This is a genomic window from Pseudomonas sp. 2995-3, assembly GCF_002742565.1.
GTDB lineage: Bacteria > Pseudomonadota > Gammaproteobacteria > Pseudomonadales > Pseudomonadaceae > Aquipseudomonas > Aquipseudomonas edaphica.
Genome location: NZ_LJSB01000258.1, coordinates 1 through 19,472 on the forward strand (window position 1 = coordinate 1; position 19,472 = coordinate 19,472).

The window sequence follows — 19,472 nt, forward strand, 5'->3', positions numbered from 1 at the left end:
TTGCTGTTGCTGTTGCTGTTGCTGTTGCTGTTGCTGTTGCTGTTGCTGTTGCTGTTGCTGTTGCTGTTGCAGTTGCTCCGGCCCTTACATCCTTTTCGATGACGAAGTCAGCGGTCTTTTGATCTGCGCTTTTGATCTTGATCTGAAATCGCCCCGTCAAACACGATGGCCGGAATCTGACAGGGATTTGGGGGGTAAACCGGCAGGGATGCCGGTTTAGCCGCGCTGGGCCAAGGATGGCCCATCGCGGCGGCCCCCCAAATCACTGGCGGATTGCGGGCATGCCGAGCCATAGCGAGGCACCGAGTGTTGGGGCGAGGACCTTTTGGTTACTTTTGCGTCCTTGTGTCCGGTCCGTACACGTCCTTGCAAAAGTGACCCGCTGTAAGAGCGGAACCATAGGCCGCCGTTACCGCAGCAACGGATATGCCCCCCCGACCGCCCAGCCCCACCAAGGCCACCTCAACGTTAATGTTGTGTAGATGCCCATGCTGCGATGGCCTGACATACCGAGGCGTCTGCATCGCAGCGGTGCGACGATTCGACAAGCCAGCTCCCACAGAAATCAGCTCTTTGGTGTATGCCATTCGCTTTCGCTTTAGATCTAACCACTCAGGTCGAACGCAGGCTTGAATCAATGGCTAATCGGGTATGTACACAATCAACCCGCCGCAGTAGAAGGCTCCAACTGCCGCTGCGCTAACCAGATCTCCTCCTGCAACCACCGCCCGAAGACCTGCAACTGCGGCATATCCGTCTGCTCCGGCCGGGTCACCAGCCAATAGGACTGATGCCCTTCCACATGCACATTCAGCACCTGCGTCAACTGCCCACTGGCCAGTTCCGCTGCGACCATGTGCCAGTCGGCAATGGTAATCCCCAACCCATCCGTTGCCGCCCGAATCGCCAGGTCCAGCAAGTCGAATTCATAGCCGCCCTGGGTATCCACCCCATGAATCCGCGCCGCGTCCAGCCAATGCTTCCACGTCAAGTAACGCTGATCTTCACTGGCCAACACATGCAACAAGGTCATGCGATTCAGATCCACGCCATCGCTGCATTCCCGGGCATACAGCGACGGCGCGCACACCGCGATGTGCCGCTCCTGAATCAGCAACGAACTGTCCAGGCCATCCCACTCGCCATTGCCGAACCGAATGGCGCAATCGAGCGTGCTGGTCTGCGCCAGGCTGTCTTGCAGGCACGTGGTGATGCTCAGCTCCAACTCCGGATGCGCCTCGCGCAAACGCCCCAAACGCGGCATCAACCAGCGGCTGGTAAACGTCGGCGGCGCGTTGATGTGCAACCGGTTGGAATGGGTTTTCTGCTGGATGCTGCGCACTGTCAGCTCGATCTTGTCGAACGACTGGTGCAACGCCCGCAACAACACGCGCCCGGCGCTGGTGAGCTCGAGGTGATGGTGGCGCCGTTCCAGCAGGCTCTCCCCCAATTGTTCTTCCAACTGGCGTACCTGGCGACTGACCGCGCTCTGAGTCACGTTCAACAGCTCGGCAGCCCGGGTAAAGCTGCCGGTGCTGCCGGCGACTTCGAAGGCTTTGAGGGCATTGAGACCAGGCATTTTGCGTTTCATGGAGAGCACTCGACAACGATCAACAAGGAAGATTGAGCAGAGAAATACCCGTACAACATACCTTTTTGTATTGGGCCAGCGGTAGCACTCCCCCCACAGAGAAAAATACTCGACCGAAATCAATCATGTCGTTTTTGGACTAAACACGTCGCTGACGAATAAATAGCACGCGTATAACGCATGCACACTAAGACAATTAAGCATTGGCTGCCCGCGCACTACAAAAGTTAGTCTTCCCTCCAACTAAGTCTATTGGCTCTTCGCCAACTAAATCGAGGCCGCGCCATGTCTAGCACCCCTATTTCAACGCGACGAAGTATCGGTTTACTGGCATTGGTATTTACCGCCTGTAACGCGACCACCCACGGTTTCAGTATTTTTCTGTACTCCGCCTTATTGCCGCAGATCCGTGGGGTATTTGAACTGAACTACAGCCAGGCCGCCTTGATTGCAGCCGTGCTACAGCTGTTCTACATGGGTGCCTCGATTGCCAGCGGCATCGCCGCGGCCTGGGTGAGCCCACGCAATATGGTGCGCCTGACCATCGTGTTAAGCCCGGTGTTGCTGGCACTGGCCGTCGCCACGCCTTGGGTAGTGCCGTTTGCGCTATGCCTGGCGCTGGTGTCGGCCTGCGCGGTGTCGAACTGGAACGCGATTGCCGCATTGGCCCGAGAAGTGATCCCGGCGACTCATCGCAGCCGCGTGCTGGGGTTGGCGTCGTCGGGGGCCGCTTTTGCCATTTGCTTGAATGGGCTATTGATCGCACTGTTGCAAGGTCTGTCATTGCGCCAGTTTTGGTTGATCTGTGCAGGCCTGACGCTGCTGGTCACGCTGCTGACCTTGTGGACCTTGGCTGCGCACGTCGAACAAGCGCCCCGCTCTGTCCAGCCGCCCGCATTCACCCAAGTGCTCAAACAATGGCTGCAACTGTGCGTGGACCAGCCAGTGGCCTTGCACATTGTGTTACTCAGCGGATTTATCGGCGCAATCAGTGGACCGTTCCTCAACTTTTTATCGGCCTTTGTCAGTGACCGCCTGCACGCCGGTGCGGCGGTTACGGGCTCGATGTGGACGTTGATCGGCATTGGCGGCGCCATCGGCGGGCTGCTATTGGGCTCGCTGGCGGATCGCTGGGGCGCACTGCGGGTGCTGGCGCTGAGCATTAGCGCATTCGGCCTCGCCATGCTCGGCCTGCTGGGGCATCCCAGCCTATTACTGAGCTGGTGCGCTGCCGGATTGTTCGCGCTGTTCTATTTCCCTTCATGGGGTTTGATGGCCGCCTACCTCAGTGCACGCCTCGATCCGGTGCAAAGCCTGCAAGTGGTGAGCCTGAGCATGGTCAGCTACGGGCTGGCCAGTGCTTCGGCCAATGGGCTGTGCGGCTGGCTGTTGCAGGTCAGTGGCGAATTTACCGTGGTACATGCCTGGATTGCCGGCTGGGTACTGGCAAGTTTGCTACTGCTCAAGCGCATGGCCCATCGGCAGGCCGTGGACGCGTTGGCCGTGCAAATACCCTGAACGTCCCAACTGACGCTGCAAAATTTCCACCAGCGCCTCCACCTCCGGAACCTGGCAACCCACCGAGCGCCAAAACATCAGGCGCGCCGGTGCAATGGCTGGGAAGCCTTGCTGCTCATCCAGAATCTGCCAGCCCTCCGGCACCAGCCGCCGTGCCATCACGCCCACCGACAAGCCTTGCTCGATGGCAATCGCAATGCCGCGCGGGCTCTGACTCGTATAAACCACCTGCCACGAACGCCCGGCCTGGGCCAGCGCTTGCACGGCATTGGCACGGAACGCACACCCTTCGGCGTACACCGCCAGCGGCACCGACTGGCGCCCTACGCCACTCCAACTCGGCGCCGCCACCCACACCAACGGCTCATCACACAGGTATTCCCCCGGCTGCAGGCCCGCATGCTCAACACCCAGCACCAAGTCCAGCTCGCCGCGATGCAAGCGGCTGACCAGCGCGGTAGACATCTCACAGCAAATATCCGGGCGCACCTGGGCAAACTGCGCCTGAAAGTCCTTGAGCATCCCGCCCAGGCAGTATTGAGCGTAGTCCTCGGGCATACCCAGATGGATACACACCTGCTCATTGGGTAATTGAGCCGCGCTGACCGCCTCAAGGTGCAGCTTGATGATCTGCCGTGCATAGATCAGAAAGGTTTCGCCGCTCGGCGTGAGGCCGATGGAGCGGCTGGTGCGGTGAATAAGCGGCGTTCCCACGATCTCCTCCAGGCGCTGCAAGCTCTGGCTGACGGTGGACTGGGTTTTATGCAAACGCTCAGCAGCCGCCGAAAACCCCTGGCATTCGATAATTGCCACAAACACTTTAAGTAAGCCCCCATCCAGTTCGCCTGACATAACTATCGCCCCTGCCGATGGATTCGATCACAACTTGTAATTTCCACTTCAAACCGGTTTACGCAACTATCGACTCAACACAACAGCCTACTTCAGGAGCCGTGTATGAGTCTTAAACTTGCCGATGCCGAAACCGGTGATATCAGCGATATCATTAATACAGCGCTGTATCCCATACATGATTCGGGCCATGTTCAACTGCGCGCATTAATTGAACATGCGCGTGCCGAACTGGCCGAAGACGGTTGCTGCCTGCTGAAGAACTTCCTGCGCCCCGAAGTGCTGGAACAGGCGCGCCTGGAAGGCCAGGCGCTGTCGGGCAAGACGTTCTATTCAGTACGCAAGGTCAACCCCTACTTCACCGAAGACGACCCCAGCCTGCCCCAGGATGACCCGCGCCGCACGTTCATGGAGCGCACCAGTGGATTCGTGACCCGCGACATGATCGCCCCCGACGCGATCATCCATCGCCTGTACGTGTCGCCAATGATGAAGCGCTTTATCGGCGCCTGCCTCGACGAACCGGAGATTTTCGAATACGCCGACCCTTTCGCCGGCCTGGTGATCAACGTGATGCCCGAGGGCACCGAGCAGCCTTGGCACTTCGACACCAACGAATTCATCGTCAGCATGATGACCCAGAAGCCCGAGGCCGGTGGCCTGTTCGAGTACGCGCCGATGATCCGCTCGCGCAGCCAGGAGAACCTCGGCGCCGTCGGCAAAGTGGTGCGTGGCGAAGACCGCTCACGGGTGCAGAATCTGGCGCTCAACCCCGGTGATTTGCAGATCTTCAAGGGCCGTTTCTCAGTGCACCGCGTCACCCGCGTGGAAGGCTCAACCGAGCGCAACACCGCGATCTTCGCCTACTCCGAGAAACCCGGAATCATTGGCCGCGCCCAACGCACCAAACAGCTTTACGGACGTTTGTCCGAAGCCCACCTGCAAGCCGAACGCAACCTGGTGCGCAGCGACCAGTTGCTCGACTGATTCACCCCATAAAAAACCAAAAAACTGTCTTTGCCCTGCGAGGAACACCCATGAGTCTGTCAGGCCCCAACCGCAACCCCGCCGACTGCGAGCCCACTTATGACGAAATCCAGCAAATCCAGCTGGACCGCCTGCAACGGGTACGCAACGAACTGAAAAAACGTGACTACGCCGCTTGTGTGCTGTTCGACCCCACCCATATGCGCTACGCCACCGGCTCACGCAACATGCAGGTGTACTCGGCACGCAACCCGGCGCGTTATGCCTTTATACCGGCAGAAGGCCCGGTGGTGATCTTCGAGTTCGGCGGCTGTCTGCACCTGGCCGAAAGCCTGAATACCGTGAATGAAGTGCGCCCGGCCAAAGCCATTTCCTACTACTTCTGCGACAGCTTCTTGAACAACGTCACCGCCGACTGGGCCGCCGAGATTGATGAACTGGTGCGCCAGTGCGGCGGCGGTAAACGCATTGCCATCGAAAGCGCCACCTCGGCCGCCGCGTTCGAACTGCAACGGCTGGGTTACCAAGTGTTTGACGCCCAGGAACCGCTGGAGCGTGCGCGCTGCATCAAGGTGCCCAACGAACTGAAAATGATCCGCGCCAGCCTGCGCGCCACTGAAACGGGTGTGCGCCTGATGGAAAGTAAACTGGTGCCGGGCATCAGCGAGAACGAACTGTGGTCGCATCTGCACCAACATGTGATCGCCACCGATGGTGATTACGTCGAGACTCGCCTGCTGTCCTCCGGCCCACGCACTAACCCGTGGTTCCAAGAGTGCAGCACGCGGCCTATTGAAGCCGGTGATCTGGTCGCGCTGGACACCGACGTGGTCGGGCGCTTCGGCTACTACGCCGACTTTTCGCGCACCTTTCTCTGTGGCGACCAGGCCGCCACCGCCAAGCAACAGGAACTGTACAAACTCGCCTACGAGCAAGTGCAGACCAACGTAGAAATGCTCAAGGCCGGGCGCAGCTTCAAGGAGTACGCCGAGATGGCCTGGAAGATTCCCGAACATTACAAAAACAACCGCTACTTCGCCCTGGCGCACGGGGTTGGCATGACCGGTGAATACCCTTACGTGGTACACCGCGAAGACATCGACGCGCTGGGCTATGACGGCGTGTTCGAAGCCGGCATGACCATCTGCGTGGAAAGCTACATCGGCCACGATGACGGCGGCGAAGGCGTGAAGCTCGAAGAACAGATCTATATCCACGAACACGGCATCGAGTTGCTCTCTGATTACCCGTTCGACCCACGCCTGTTGCCACGCTGAACACGTCTAGCTCGAGAGGTGGCCTTGGGAAGGATCCGTAACATGCATTTATAGAAGGTTACTGCGCAGAATTTGTCGTTTGTCCATCTTTGCGCAAATGACAAAACTGCGGGCATCTCTAATAAAAACAACATGAGAGCTGCCCCTATGTCCTATCCCATTGCCCGCCTTCTGACTTCGTTGCGCCTTGTTCTTCTGCCGGTTTCACAGCGGTTCGTGCTGCGCCGTTGCTGCGCTTGCCACTGACCCTTGCGGTTCAACAAAAACGCATATTCGCAAGTACCGGAGAGGCTTATGAAAGACTTGACTACCCTGGACGGCGCCCCGCCGCATCCAGCCATCAACGACCTGTGTGTGCAAGTTAAAAGCGCTGAAATCAACCGCCGCCAGTTCCTGCGCACCGCCGCGCTATTGGGCGTCACCGTCGCCAGCGCCAGCACCTTTCTGGGCTCTGCTTTACTGGGCAGCGATGCCCAGGCCGCCGACGCCACACCGGCCCGCCAGGGCGGCAGCCTGCGCTTTGCCTGCGCGATCCAGGAAATCCAGGACCCGATGCTGATCACCTGGATCGAAGCCTCGAACCTGTTGCGCAATTCACTGGAATACCTGACCTGGGTCGACGCCGACAACATCACCCACCCGTACCTGGCAGAAAGCTGGAGCCCGTCCGACGACCTCACCACCTGGACCTTCAACCTGCGCCAGGACGTGAAATGGAGCAACGGTGACAGCTTCAACGTCGACGACGTGCAGCACAACATCGAACGCTGGATCGCTGCCGACTCCAAGTCGGTCAACCGCACCGCGTTCCAGGACATCAAAGCCTTCGAAAAAGTCAGCGACTACCAGTTCCGCCTGCAACTGAAACGGCCGATCCTGGCGATTCCGGAAATGCTCAACGCCTTCACGTGCGCCATCGTGCACCGCAGCTTCAAGGCCGGCGACGACTGGTCCAAGAACCCGCTGGCCACCGGGCCGTTCAAGCTGGTGGCGTTCGCAGTGAACAAGCAGGCGACCTTTGCCAAGCGCGCCGATTATTGGGGCAAACCCGCCAACCTCGACGAGCTGCGTTACATCGACATGGGCACCGACGTGTCTACCCACCTTGCCGCACTGCAAGCCGGGCAAGTCGACGTGCTGTACCGGGTGACGGTGGCCGAGCTGGACCTGGCCAAGCGCCTGCCGGGCGCGCAGTTGCTGACCTGCAAATCCGCGCAAACCGTGGTGATGCGCATGGCCTGCGACCAGAAGCCCTTCACCGACCTGCGCATCCGCAAAGCCGTGGTGCTGTGCGCTGATAACGCGCAGATGCTCAAGATCGCCTATCGCGGCATGGGCACCTTGGGCGAAGACCACCATGTGGCCCCCTCCCACCCCGAATATTTCCCGCTGCCCAAGCGCGAGCGCGACGTGGCGGCGGCAAAAAAGCTGCTGGCCGACGCCGGTTTCCCCAACGGTCTGGACATCGACTTGATCGTCGGCAACACCCAGGGCCGTTATGAGCAGGACTGCGCGCAGATCCTGCAACAGAACTGCCTGGAAGCCGGGATTCGCCTCAACCTCAAGGTGATACCTGCCGCTCAATACTGGCCAATCTGGGACAAAGCCGCGTTCAGTCTCACCTACTGGGCCCATCGCCCACTGGGCGTGATGTCCCTGGAGCTGGCCTATCGTGGCGGCGGCGCCTGGAACGAAAGCCACTACAGCGACCCGGCGTTCGACGCCGCGCTGGACAAGGCCATGGGCATCATCGACCCCAAGCAACGCGCGGTGGCGATGCAAAGCGTCGAGCAGATTTTGCAGGACGCCTGCGTGATCGTGCAGCCGTTCTGGGGCGACAAGTTCACCGCCGTGAGCAAAAAAGTGCAGGGCTTTGAGGTGCATCCTTCCGACTTTTACCCCATGGGGAACGTGTGGCTGAGCGCCTGAGTCAAGGCGCGCGTTTCCTGCCCACATGGGCAGGCATTCCAACCTTCGTCGGAGCATGCACCCATGGCTCATTTTCTATTGCGCAAACTACTGGCGCTGCTGGCGACCTTGCTGTCAGTGTCCTTGATCGTGTTCCTGGCCCTGGAACTTAACATCGAGGACGTCGCCATCAACGTCCTCGGCCCCTACTCCGCCGCAGACCAGCGTGCGGCGTGGCTGGTGGAACATGGCTACAACCAACCCTTTGTGTGGCGTTATCTGTTGTGGCTCAAGGACTTTGTCAGCGGCGACTGGGGCACCTCAGTGTATTTTCGCGAATCGGTGATCAAACTGCTGCTGCCCAACCTGGCGCAAACCCTCACCCTGGCCGGCCTGGCCCTGCTGGTGATGGTGCCCGTGGCGTTGACCTTAGGCATTCTCGCCGGCATTCGCCAGGGTTCGTTGCTGGACCGGCTGGTGTCGTTCCTGTCGATCGTCACCACCTCGATCCCCGACTTTGCCAGTGCAGTGTTCGTCTCGGCGATCTTTGTGTTCTGGCTCAACTGGCTGCCAGGCGTGAGCAGCATGAGCGATGGGTTCAGCGCCGTGCAATTGGTGTTGCCGTTGATGGTGCTGTGCCTGTTCGGCATCGGCTACCTGGCGCGGATCACCCGGGCGTCGATGGTCGAAGTGATGCAGTCGCCCTACATCCGCACCGCGCGGCTCAAAGGCGCCTCCACCGCGCGCATCGTGGTACGCCATGCCCTGCGTAACGTACTGATCGCGCCGATCACGGTGATCATGCTCTACATCCCGTGGCTGCTGTCCAACGTGATCGTGGTCGAGGTGTTCTTCGCCTACAAGGGCTTCGGTTCGCTGCTCTACACCGCATCGCTGAACCATGACGTGTACCTGATCGAAGCCTGCGCGATGGTCAGCGCCGTGGTGGTGGGGGTTACCAAGATCTTCTCGGATCTGGCCTACACCTGGCTCAACCCGCGCATCACCCTGCGCAGCCTTGGGGGAGCAGCCCAATGAATCGTCTGCAAGCGTTTAAGCATCCCTTGGCCTTGCTCGGCCTGTTGCTGGTCGGCGGATGGGTGCTCATCGCAGTGTTCGCGCCTTGGCTCGCGCCCCATGACCCACTGGAAAGCTTCACCCCATTGCTCACGCCAATGACCACCGGCGACAACGGCCAGAGCTTCCTGCTGGGCACTGACATGATCGGTCGCGACATCCTCTCGCGGCTGATCTGGGGCACCCGCACGGTGCTGTTCTGGTCGATCCTGGCCACGCTCACGGCGTTCGCCGTCGGCATCGCCATGGGCCTGTGTGCCGGTTACTTCAACGGCTGGGTCGATGCGCTGCTGTCGTATGTGGCCGACACCGTGCTGTCGTTCCCGGTGCTGGTGTTGTACATCGTGATCATCATTGCCCTCGGCGCCTCGGCGCTGAACATCCTGATTGCGGTGACGTTTACCAGTGCGCCAGCGATCTTTCGCATCATGCGTGCGCTGACCATCGATATTCGCTCGCGCGACTACGTGCTCAGTGCAATCACCCAGGGCGAAGGCTCGCTGCGCATCATGCTGGTGGAGATTTTGCCCAACTGCGGTGGCCCGTTGATCGTGGATTTTTGCCTGCGCATCGGTTACACCGCGATCATGATTGGCGCCCTGGGTTTTCTCGGCCTCGGCCTGCCGCCGCCCACACCCGACTGGGGCGGCATGATCAACGACGGCCGCGCCATGGCCATCGCCTTCCCGCACCTGGTGATCTTCCCGTGCATTGCCATCTCCACCCTGATGCTGGGCTTGAGCCTGCTGGCGGACGGCCTGGATGAAAACGCCCAGCAAGGCGCAAGGAATTGAGCATGAACCCACAACCCGTATTGCGCGTGCAAAACCTCTCGATTGAACTGCCTGTCGGCGCAGACCGCAGCCATGCCGTGCACGGCATCAGCCTGGAGGTACGCAAGGGCGAAATCCTCTGTGTGATCGGCGAATCCGGCTCCGGCAAATCGGTGCTGTCGGCGGCGATTATGGGCGACTACGCCAAAGGCTTGCGCCACGCCGGTGGGGTGATCGACTTTCTTGGCGATGATATTTGCACCCTCGACGAAACCCGCCTGCGCCAGCTGCGCGGCAACCGCATCGCAATGATTTTCCAGGAGCCCATGGCAGCGTTGAACCCGGCGATCCGGATCGGCAAGCAAGTCGAAGAAATCTTCGATATCCATGCGCCGCAGATGCCCCAGCGCGAACGCCGCGAACGCATGCTCGCACTGCTGGAATCCACCCAGTTGCCCGACCCGCCGCGCATCGCCAACAGCTTTCCCCATCAACTCTCCGGCGGCCAATGCCAGCGGGTAGTGATCGCCATGGCCTTGGCGATGAACCCCGACTTACTGATCGCCGACGAACCGACCACCGCCCTCGACGTCACCACCCAGGCTCAGGTGTTGAAGCTGGTGCGCGACCTGCGCGGGCGCGGCCAGCATGGCATTTTGTTTATCACCCACGACTTCGGGGTGGTAGCGCAGATTGCCGACCGTATTGCGGTGATGGAAGGCGGCCGCCTGGTGGAAATCGGCGAGCGCGACCAGGTGCTCAACGCCCCGGCCCACGCCTACACCCGCAAGTTGATCGCGGCGGTGCCGGCGCTGCATCCTGAACTGCACACACCCAGTGCCGATGGCGAGCTGGCGCTGCGCATCGAGAACCTGACCAAGACCTACACCGTCGGCGGCAGTTCGGTCGCGGCCTTGCGTAACGTATCGCTGAACCTGCCACGCGGCAAAACACTGGCGATTGTCGGCGAGTCCGGCTCGGGGAAAAGCACGCTGGTCAAGGCTGCAATCCGCCTGGTGGACAGCGACAGCGGGCATGTATGGGTCGGTGATACGGACTTCCTGGCCTTGCGCGGCTCAGCATTGGCGGCCAATCGGCGGCGCATCCAAATGATCTTCCAGGACCCGTATGGGTCGCTCAACCCGCGCCATCGAGTCGGCGACATCATTGCCCGTGCTGCGCAACTGCGTGGTTTATCGGCCAAGGACGCCTGGGCCGAGGCCGGTGATTTGCTTGAACAAGTGGGCCTCAAGCGCGATGCGCTCAAGCGCAAACCCCGGCAGTTTTCCGGTGGCCAGCGCCAGCGCATCGGCATCGCCCGCGCCCTGGCCATGCGCCCGGAAGTGTTGATCGCCGATGAAAGCGTCTCGGCGCTGGATGTGTCGGTGCAAAAGCAGGTGCTGGAGCTGCTGGCCGATCTGCAAAAGCAACTCAACCTGAGCATCCTGTTTATCACCCACGACCTGCGCGTGGCGGCGCAAATCAGCGACCACATCGCCGTAATGCGCCAGGGCGAAGTGGTCGAATACGGCAGCGCCGAACAGGTGCTGTTGCGGCCCCAGAACAGCTACACCCAGGCGCTGCTTTCCGCCGCACCGGGCGCCACGCAATTACCGGCTGCCGGGCCGCCATTGAGGTTGATCCGCCCCGCGGCTCACTGAGTTTTCCCTTTCCCTGCGTCGCAGCGTCCGCTGCGGCAACGGGCTGCTGTTGCCAAAAATAACTAATAACGAGAGTAAAACCATGCGACCAACCCTACGTTTTATTGCCCTGGTCCCCGTGCTCGGCACCCTCGCGGCGCCTGCCATGGCCATCCAGGTCACCGACAACCTCGACCTCGGGGGCGCCGTACGCGCGCGCTGGGACTATGACCCGGATCGTGGCATCCAGAAGTTCGGCCTCGACACCGCGTTCCTCAGCGCCAAGTACAACTCCGACACCTGGATCGGTGAAGCGCAGTACCGCTTCTACGGGCGTTCGTACCCGTACCAGTACACCAAGAACTACGGTGATATCCAGTTCGCCAAATTCGCGTGGGTGGGCTACAAGTTCAATCCCGACCAGCAAGTGCAAGTGGGTCTGAACACCGTGCCGTTCGGCTTGCAGCCCTATTTCGGCAGCACCTTCTACGAAACCCTGGGCAATGTGATTGGTCTGGAAGACGTGCAACAGGTCGGCGCCAAATACATCCAGCAAAGCGGTGACTGGAATATTCAGGCCGGTTACTACCTACGGCCGGCGTGGCAAGGTAAAGGCACCAGCAAAGGCGTGACCTATTCCAGCGTGGTCTCCGAAGCCGACAGCTACGTGGCTGACGGCAGCAACAACCAGGAACGCAACACCGTGGTGGTACGCGTGGCCAAGGCTATGGACCTGGGTAACTGGAAATCCGAAGTCGGCCTCTCCGGCTTGACCTCGACCCTGGAGAACAAAGACACCGGCAACGACGGCCGCCGCAACGCCGTGGCCATTCACTACCTGGGCAAGAACGGCCCGTGGGGTGTGCAACTGCAGGCGGCACGCCAGCAAATGTCGCCGCGCAACGAAGGCACCGACGGCGTGGTGACGCTGGGCGGGTATGACGGCACCTTCAACGTCGCCAGTCGCGGCAACTTGTATGTGGCGGATTTGAGTTACGACGTGGGCGGCAAGTACCTGTTCGATCAGATCAGCGGTGTGAAGCTGTATGCCAACTACAGCGCCTTTGACAAGTCTGACAATGACTTCAAAACCTCACAGCGACTGATCCTGGGTACATCGTTTTCGGTCAGTAAATTATGGGTAGCGACGGAGTGGCTGATCGGCAAGAACGACCCGTACATTGGCGGCAGCAGCTACACCCAGAGTTTGGGCGCAGGCGGCAGTAATCAGTTGGAAAATCAGCTGTACATGAACATCGGTTACTACTTCTAATAGGCCACTGACGCTATCGCAGGCAAGCCAGCTCCCACATTGAAATGCGTTGCCAGCTTGGGAGTGGGCTTGCCTGTGATGAGGCCAGCAAAGACACCATAAAAATAACAAGTATGGACTCCACCCATGCGCCACCTGCCTGCCCTCAACATGCTACGCGTCTTCGAAGAAGTCGCCCGCCATCGCAGCTTCAGCCAGGCCGCCGTGGGCCTCAACGTGACCCAGGGCGCGGTCAGCCGCCAGATCAAGCAACTGGAAGACTACCTCGGCGTTGCCCTGTTCATTCGCACGCCCCAGGGCCTGTCCCTGACCGAAGCCGGCTTTGCCCTCTCGCCGCACCTGAGCGACGCCTTCGACCATATCGAGCGCGCCCTGCAAGCCGTACGCGTGCCCAACCTGCGCCAGCGCCTGCGCGTGGTCGCACCGCCTACCTGGGCCACGCGCTGGTTGTCGGCGCACTTGCGGCGCTTTTGCGAGCGCTACCCGGATATCAACCTCAGTGTCACCCACCAAAACACCCACGACAGCCTCGCGGAGATTGACTGCCGGATTCGTTTCGGCCTGCATGCGGACCCGCATTGCAGCAGTGAGCTGTTGGTGATGGAGCGGCATATCGCCGTAGCCAGCGCGGAGTTGTTCGAAGGTGACCAGCCGCCGGATCTGCGGCGTTTCCCACTGCTGCATATCCTGCACGACGGTAAGCGTTTGAAGGTTTGGGAGAACTGGCTGGCGGCCATGGGCCGAGACGACATCGATGCGGGCCAGGGCCTGGAATTCAGCACTCTGGACCAGGTGATCCATACCGCCCTGGCCGGCGGTGGCCTGGCGGTGATCGACCGGCAGATGATCGAACGTGAATTGGCCAATGGCAGTTTAGTGCCGATCACTCCCGTGGAAGTGATCGGCCCCTATGGTTATTGGCTGGATGTGGCGGCAGACAAGCAGGGCTTATCCAAGGTTCGCTTGTTTACGCAGTGGCTGGGCCAGGTCAGCAATCCCTGACACCGACGGCGCTTGGGCTTTGCACGCCTGGCTCAAGGTCAACGCCTTGGTCTCTGGCGCCCAGGCCCAAGAGATGATCGCACCCAACATCAGGATAGCCGCGAGAATCCCCATGGTCGGGCTCAAGCCAATGCCCGCCACACTCACCGGCAGCAAAAACGTGCTGATCGCCGACCCCAACCGGCTTACCGCTGTCGCCAGGCCAATCCCGCTGGCACGCACTTCGGTAGGAAAGCTTTCGGCCGGGAACACGCCAACCAAGTTGCTCACCGCCGACAACACCAGCGTGAACACACCAAAGGTCAGCACCATCAACCACGCCATACTCCCTGGCAACACAGCGAGTAAAAACAACGCCGCCGCGAGGATGATGAATGAGTTGATAAGGAAGCCCCGCCGCGAAAACTTCACCGTGCACCAAATACCTATCAATGCACCGACAATCAGCAACAGGTTAAGCAGCAACTCAGTACCGAACCCCTGGGACAACCCCATCTTCTGCAAGATCGATGGCAGAAACGTATAGATCGCGAAATACGGCATCACGATGCAGACAAAAAACAGGCAATTGAACGCGGTGCGCTTACGGTACTCACGACTGAACAACACGCCATAACCGGAACGGGTCTGCGTCGGCGGTTCTTCATCCAACACCACATGCTCGCCCAAGTGCTTTTTGACGATGGCACGAGCCTCGGCGATGCGCCCACGGTTGACCAGCCAACGCGGTGATTCCGGTGTGCCGATTCGGGCGATCAGGATCAACCCGGCCGGAATCGCCGACGACGCCAGCATCCAGCGCCAGGCGTCGTCGCCGAGGCTGAGCATCGCGGTACCGACAAAGGTTGCCGCCACATAACCAACGGTCCAGACCACGCTGAAGGAGCCGAGCAACACGCCGCGATGCTTCTTCGGCGCGAACTCGGCGAGCATGGCGTGACCCACGCTGAAATCACCGCCCAGGCCAATGCCGATGAGGATGCGGCACAGCAACAGGCCCATGGCCGTTTCAGCGTAGAACTGCATCACTGACGCGACGGTAATCAGTACAAAGCTGACCAGGAAGATTTTCTGCCGGCCGAGGCTGTCGGAAATCCAGCCGAAAAACAGGCTGCCCACAAACAACCCGATCAGCGCCGAAGCGCCGATGAGGCCTTGCCAGAAGGCATCCAAGTGCATCTGTGGGCTGAGCAGGGTAAAAGCGATACCGATCAGGCCAAGGATATAGCCGTCGGTGAAATGCGCGCCGAAGGTGAGGCCGGCAATTTTCAGGTGAAAACGGCCGATGGGCAGGTCGTCGATTTTGACGGGTTGAGCGGTCATGGTGTTCTCCATTTTGTTGTTCTTGACGGAGTAACAGCGGGCTTATGCCGAATAATTGCTCTATGTGGGAGCTGGCTTGCCTGCGATAGCGGTGGATCAGCTAAATGATCGGGAACTGACCCACCGCTATCGCAGGCAAGCCAGCTCCCACATTAGGACTGCGTGGTCTTACAGCCCTCCCATCAACAGGTATTTGATCTCCAGGTAATCATCCAGCCCATACTTGGAACCTTCACGGCCCAGGCCTGATTCCTTGATCCCACCAAACGGCGCAACCTCGGTGGAGATGATCCCTTCGTTGATGCCGACCATGCCCGCCTCCAGGCCTTCGGCCATGCGCCACACCCGGCCGATATCGCGACTGTAGAAGTAGGCGGACAAGCCGAACGGCGTGTCATTGGCACGTTGCAGCACCTCGGTCTCATCCTTGAAGCGAAAGCACGCGGCTACCGGGCCAAAGGTCTCTTCCTGGGCGATCAGCATGTCGCCATGGGCTTCGGTGAGGATGGTCGGTTCGAAAAAGGTGCCGCCCAATGCATGGCGACGGCCGCCGCAGAGCAGTTTGGCGCCCTTCTCCAGCGCATCGCCCACATGCGCTTCAACCTTGGTCAAGGCCGCTGCGTTGATCAACGGGCCTTGCTCGGTGTCGCCGTCCAGCGCACTGCCCACACGCATGGCGCTGACGGCTTCGGCCAGTTTGCGCGTGAAGGCGTCGTAAACGCTGTCCTGGATAAAGAAACGGTTGACGCACACGCAGGTCTGCCCGGTGTTGCGGAACTTGGACGCCATGGCGCCTTTGACGGCAGCGTCCAGGTCGGCGTCGTCGAACACAATAAACGGCGCGTTGCCGCCCAGTTCCAGCGAGACTTTTTTAAGCGTGTCGGCGGCCTGGCGCATCAGCAGTTTGCCGGTGCGCGTGGAGCCGGTGAACGACAGCTTGCGCACTACGCTGGAAGCTTGCAGCGCGCCGCCGATGGCCACCGCATCGCCGGAGACAATATTGAACACACCGGCCGGAATGCCCGCCTGCTCGGCCAGTACCGCCAGGGCAAACGCCGACAGCGGCGTTTCTTCCGATGGTTTGAGAATCATCGTGCAACCGGCCGCCAACGCCGGGCCGACTTTGCGGGTGACCATGGCCAGCGGGAAGTTCCACGGCGTGATTGCCGCGACCACGCCGATGGCTTCCTTGGTCACAATAATGCGCGCGTCGGCCTTGTGGGTCGGTATCACGTCGCCATAGGCACGCTTGGCCTCTTCACCAAACCACTCCAGAAAGCTGGCGGCGTAGACCACTTCGCCCATGGCTTCGGCCAAGGGTTTACCCTGCTCCAGACTCAGCAGCCGGGCCAGGTCTTTCTGATTGCTGAGCATCAACTCGCTCCAGCGCTTGAGGCGCTGGCTGCGTTCCTTGGCGGTGAGCTTGCGCCAGGCCGGCAGTGCGCGGTTGGCGGCGTCGATGGCCAGGTGGGTTTCTTCAGCGCCAGCGCGTTGCACCTCAACGATCAGCGCGCCATTGGCCGGGTTGACCACCGGATAACTCGGCCCACCGCTGGACCATTGGCCATCGATGTAGTTGCCAGTACGGATCAGCGGGTTCATGCCACGGCCTCGATCAGGTTGAAACGGTCCAGGCCCGGGCGGGCCGCGCGCAGGATGCGCTTGCCGGCGGTGTAATCATTGATCACGTCGCACGGCGTGTAATTGCGTTCCAGCTCGTGCAGTTCTTCGGCGTCGAGCTGGGTGTCCAAGGCCGCCAGCGCGCTGTCGAACTGCGCGGTGGTGTCGGCGCCCACCAGCATCACGTCGACGCCTGGGTGGTTGGCGACCCAGGCCTGGGCGATCTGTGCATTGGACACGCCACGGGCACGCGCCACACGCTGAACCGAATGGGCGATGTCGAACGAAGCCTGGTCGCTGTACATCTGCTGGGTGAAAAAGTCGGTCTGGTTGCGCGTCGACTGCACTTCGCCGGTCAACAGGCCACGGGCCAGCGGGCTGAACACCGAGACGCCCAGGCCCTGGTCGCGGCAGAACGGGATCATCTCGCGCTCTTCTTCGCGGTAGGCGCAGTTCAGTTGCAGCTGCATATTGATCGGCTTGACCCAACCATTGCGTTCGCAGGCCATGAGGATTTTCGCCAGTTGACCGGTGAGCATGGTCGACACGCCGATGTAGCGAGCCTTGCCGGAACGCACGATGTCGTTCATCGCCGCCATGGTTTCTTCGACCGGGGTGTTCACATCGAAGTAATGCAGCATGAACACGTCGACGTAATCCATGCCCAGACGGCTGAGGGATGCGTCAATGCTGTCCATGATGTGCTTGCGCGAGTGGCCGCTGGCATTGATGCCACTGCGGGTGCCGTAGCCGACCTTGGTGGTGACCACAATGTCTTCACGCCGTGCCACGCGCTTGAGGATGCGCCCCACCACTTCTTCGCCGACGCCTGCGGAATAGAAGTCGGCCAGATCGATGAAGTTGACCCCGTTGTCCAGGGCGTGGGCGACGATCGGTTCGCTTTGCTTTTCATCGAAAATCCACGGTTTCCAGTCCGGGGTGCCCATGTTCATGGTGCCCAGGCACAGACGCGAGACTTGCAAGCCGGAGTTGCCCAAACGAATGTATTGCATGGCAGTCTCCTCAGGCCTTTGGCGTGTAGAAAGGGTTGCTGATGTGGTTGACCACATCCGCCAGTTGCTCGGTGTACGGCGTGCCATTGAGGGCCGCGCGGATGGCGGTGCGGCAGGCGTTGTAGTTGTTCAGGTAGACCGCATCGAGGTCGTCGCAGCCTGGGTTTACCCAGTTGGCGGTGACAATCGCCCACTCGTCTTCGGCTTCGGGCGGCAAGGTGCCGTCCAGCAAGGCTTCGAGCACCGCCTTGGCGATGCCGGCCTGGGACGCGCCCCAGGTGGCGTTGCCGTGCAGGTCGCTGCCGATCGCGGCTTTGTTGACGTAGAGGGTCATGGGTTTGACCGGGATATTCGGCTGGGCGATCACCATAAATGGGCAATGGCCCTGGCTTGGGGACGCCAGGCTGTTGGCGAACGCTTGGCCGGCAGGGCCGTTGCGGGGGCCGATCAGAATATTGATGTGGGCAGCATTGACGCCTGGGCCTTCGAAGCCTTCGCCGATGTACAGATCAAGTGCTTTCATTTTCGCAAACGCTCATTGTTGTTATGGGGAGCTGGTTGGCGAATTTTTAGCACTGACGGCAAAAGCGCCCGTAACCATTAAAAGTCATGGGGCTGTGAGTTTTTATCATGCCCCCGCTACAGCGCGAGCTCCATCTTGATAATCTCGATGGACACCGGGCTGTTGCCCCGACTGAAGGTGCCCTCGCCGACCTTGCGAAACCCGAAGGCGGCATAGAAGTTTTCGGCGTTGAGGGTCGCTTCCAGGCAGGCCTTGGCATGGCCGGCGTTCTTGATGCGCTGCAAGGCCTCATTGAGCAGGCGCGCACCAATGCCCTGCCCGGCGGCATCGCCGCGCACAAACAGTTTGCTGATTTCATGGCCGTCGATTTCGATAAAACCCTGCAGCCTGTCGGTGTGTGCCAGCCACAGGTTGCCGGCAGCAATGGCCTCGCGGTAGGTCGCGGGTGAGCGGCCGTTGAGCCACATGGCGATCTGCTCGGGGCCGTAGTCGCCCGTGCAGAGGTTTTCGACGGAATGCTTATGCACCTCGAAGATGCTTTGCGCGTCGTCCAGCAGGGCGGATCGGATCAGTACGTTTTTCATTCCCTTGAAATTCCACCGGCAGCCAATGAACCCAGGTTTTATAGCTCAACCGGCGATGTGCCGCGACCCAAGACCGCACATCTTGTGCGTTGACCTGTTTTGTTACACACCATATAGTGTGCCCACAAACACAAATCACCACTACATAGTGTGCAGTATCGGTATTTACCGACCACACTCTGCGCAGTATTTCAATGCCTTGAAGCCTGCAAAAACCTATTTTTCGAGTACCAGGAAGGAGAATTTCAATGTTGAGTTGGGATGAAGTCGACAACGAAGACACCGGTGCAGCGGTGATCAAAGGCGCCAACGCCGGCCACGCCAGCGAAGCCAACATGGACCGCCTTGACGGTGCCGGCGCCGCTGCTGCTCTGGAAGCGCGCAACGTGACCGCCAACGACTCGGCCGCGATCATCCGCGCCAAGGCCGCCCTCGACAAACTCGACGTCGCCGAAGGCCTCGCCGAGCTGGAAGGCTCCGCCGCCCGCGTCGCCGTTGACGAAAAGCGCAT

The 19,472-nt window shown here is 60.3% G+C and carries 16 protein-coding genes and 1 pseudogene; 10 read left to right on the forward strand and 7 right to left on the reverse strand.

The window, feature by feature from the left end; translation table 11 throughout:
• Window positions 1-661: 661 nt before the first annotated feature.
• Window positions 662-1,591 (reverse strand): LysR substrate-binding domain-containing protein, encoded by a 930-nt coding sequence (locus tag AOA62_RS25305; RefSeq protein ID WP_026013561.1) that lies wholly within the window; start codon window positions 1,589-1,591, stop codon window positions 662-664.
• A 285-nt stretch (window positions 1,592-1,876) separates the two neighbouring features.
• Between AOA62_RS25305 and AOA62_RS25310 the strand changes: the two genes are divergently transcribed.
• Complete coding sequence (locus AOA62_RS25310) at window positions 1,877-3,109, forward strand: MFS transporter (RefSeq protein WP_032865444.1); 1,233 nt, start codon at window positions 1,877-1,879, stop codon at window positions 3,107-3,109.
• Here the strand turns inward: AOA62_RS25310 and AOA62_RS25315 are convergent.
• Window positions 3,047-3,961, reverse strand: coding sequence for a LysR family transcriptional regulator (locus AOA62_RS25315; RefSeq protein ID WP_099550107.1), 915 nt, complete (start codon window positions 3,959-3,961; stop codon window positions 3,047-3,049). The genes AOA62_RS25310 and AOA62_RS25315 overlap by 63 nt on opposite strands.
• Window positions 3,962-4,066: 105 nt before the next feature.
• On the opposite strand from AOA62_RS25315, the gene AOA62_RS25320 reads away from it, so the two are divergent.
• The 8 genes from AOA62_RS25320 (at window position 4,067) to AOA62_RS25355 (ending at window position 13,898) form a co-directional block, all read left to right on the forward strand.
• Entirely contained in the window at window positions 4,067-4,948 is an 882-nt protein-coding gene (locus AOA62_RS25320; RefSeq protein WP_017135445.1) for a hypothetical protein, read from the forward strand.
• Between the two features lie 50 nt (window positions 4,949-4,998).
• Window positions 4,999-6,225 carry a Xaa-Pro peptidase family protein gene (locus AOA62_RS25325; RefSeq protein WP_099550108.1) on the forward strand — a complete coding sequence of 409 codons (1,227 nt, stop codon included), beginning with the start codon at window positions 4,999-5,001 and terminating at the stop codon, window positions 6,223-6,225.
• Between the two features lie 294 nt (window positions 6,226-6,519).
• Window positions 6,520-8,154 (forward strand): ABC transporter substrate-binding protein, encoded by a 1,635-nt coding sequence (locus AOA62_RS25330; RefSeq protein WP_017135443.1) that lies wholly within the window; start codon window positions 6,520-6,522, stop codon window positions 8,152-8,154.
• Window positions 8,155-8,217: 63 nt separating this feature from the next.
• Entirely contained in the window at window positions 8,218-9,171 is a 954-nt protein-coding gene (locus tag AOA62_RS25335) for an ABC transporter permease (protein ID WP_099550109.1), read from the forward strand.
• Window positions 9,168-10,004 carry an ABC transporter permease gene (locus AOA62_RS25340; protein ID WP_099550110.1) on the forward strand — a complete coding sequence of 279 codons (837 nt, stop codon included), beginning with the start codon at window positions 9,168-9,170 and terminating at the stop codon, window positions 10,002-10,004. Before AOA62_RS25335 ends, AOA62_RS25340 begins: the two co-directional genes overlap by 4 nt.
• 2 nt (window positions 10,005-10,006) lie before the next feature.
• Window positions 10,007-11,644 (forward strand): ABC transporter ATP-binding protein, encoded by a 1,638-nt coding sequence (locus AOA62_RS25345; RefSeq protein ID WP_099550111.1) that lies wholly within the window; start codon window positions 10,007-10,009, stop codon window positions 11,642-11,644.
• Window positions 11,645-11,726: 82 nt separating this feature from the next.
• Window positions 11,727-12,896, forward strand: coding sequence for a hypothetical protein (locus tag AOA62_RS25350; RefSeq protein ID WP_017135439.1), 1,170 nt, complete (start codon window positions 11,727-11,729; stop codon window positions 12,894-12,896).
• 126 nt (window positions 12,897-13,022) lie between these two features.
• Entirely contained in the window at window positions 13,023-13,898 is an 876-nt protein-coding gene (locus AOA62_RS25355; protein WP_099550112.1) for a LysR substrate-binding domain-containing protein, read from the forward strand.
• Here AOA62_RS25355 and AOA62_RS25360 read toward each other — a convergent pair.
• The 5 genes from AOA62_RS25360 to AOA62_RS25380 form a co-directional block, all read right to left on the reverse strand.
• The gene (locus AOA62_RS25360) at window positions 13,845-15,221 is read right to left on the reverse strand and encodes an MFS transporter (protein ID WP_099550113.1); all 1,377 of its coding nucleotides are present in this window, start codon (window positions 15,219-15,221) and stop codon (window positions 13,845-13,847) included. The two genes, AOA62_RS25355 and AOA62_RS25360, sit on opposite strands and share 54 nt — an antisense overlap.
• Window positions 15,222-15,389: 168 nt before the next feature.
• A complete protein-coding gene (locus tag AOA62_RS25365) occupies window positions 15,390-16,823 on the reverse strand; it encodes an NAD-dependent succinate-semialdehyde dehydrogenase (RefSeq protein WP_099550114.1) in 1,434 nt (477 codons plus the stop codon).
• Window positions 16,820-17,854: an aldo/keto reductase gene (locus AOA62_RS25370; RefSeq protein WP_017138436.1), complete on the reverse strand. Its 1,035-nt coding sequence runs from the start codon at window positions 17,852-17,854 to the stop codon at window positions 16,820-16,822. Before AOA62_RS25370 ends, AOA62_RS25365 begins: the two co-directional genes overlap by 4 nt.
• A gap of 10 nt (window positions 17,855-17,864) precedes the next feature.
• Window positions 17,865-18,377 (reverse strand): formaldehyde-activating enzyme, encoded by a 513-nt coding sequence (gene fae, locus AOA62_RS25375; protein WP_099550115.1) that lies wholly within the window; start codon window positions 18,375-18,377, stop codon window positions 17,865-17,867.
• Between the two features lie 116 nt (window positions 18,378-18,493).
• Window positions 18,494-18,961, reverse strand: coding sequence for a GNAT family N-acetyltransferase (locus AOA62_RS25380; RefSeq protein ID WP_017138438.1), 468 nt, complete (start codon window positions 18,959-18,961; stop codon window positions 18,494-18,496).
• 248 nt (window positions 18,962-19,209) lie between these two features.
• On the opposite strand from AOA62_RS25380, the pseudogene AOA62_RS25385 reads away from it, so the two are divergent.
• Window positions 19,210-19,472 (forward strand): annotated as a pseudogene (locus tag AOA62_RS25385) (ribonucleotide-diphosphate reductase subunit beta); the annotation flags it as partial.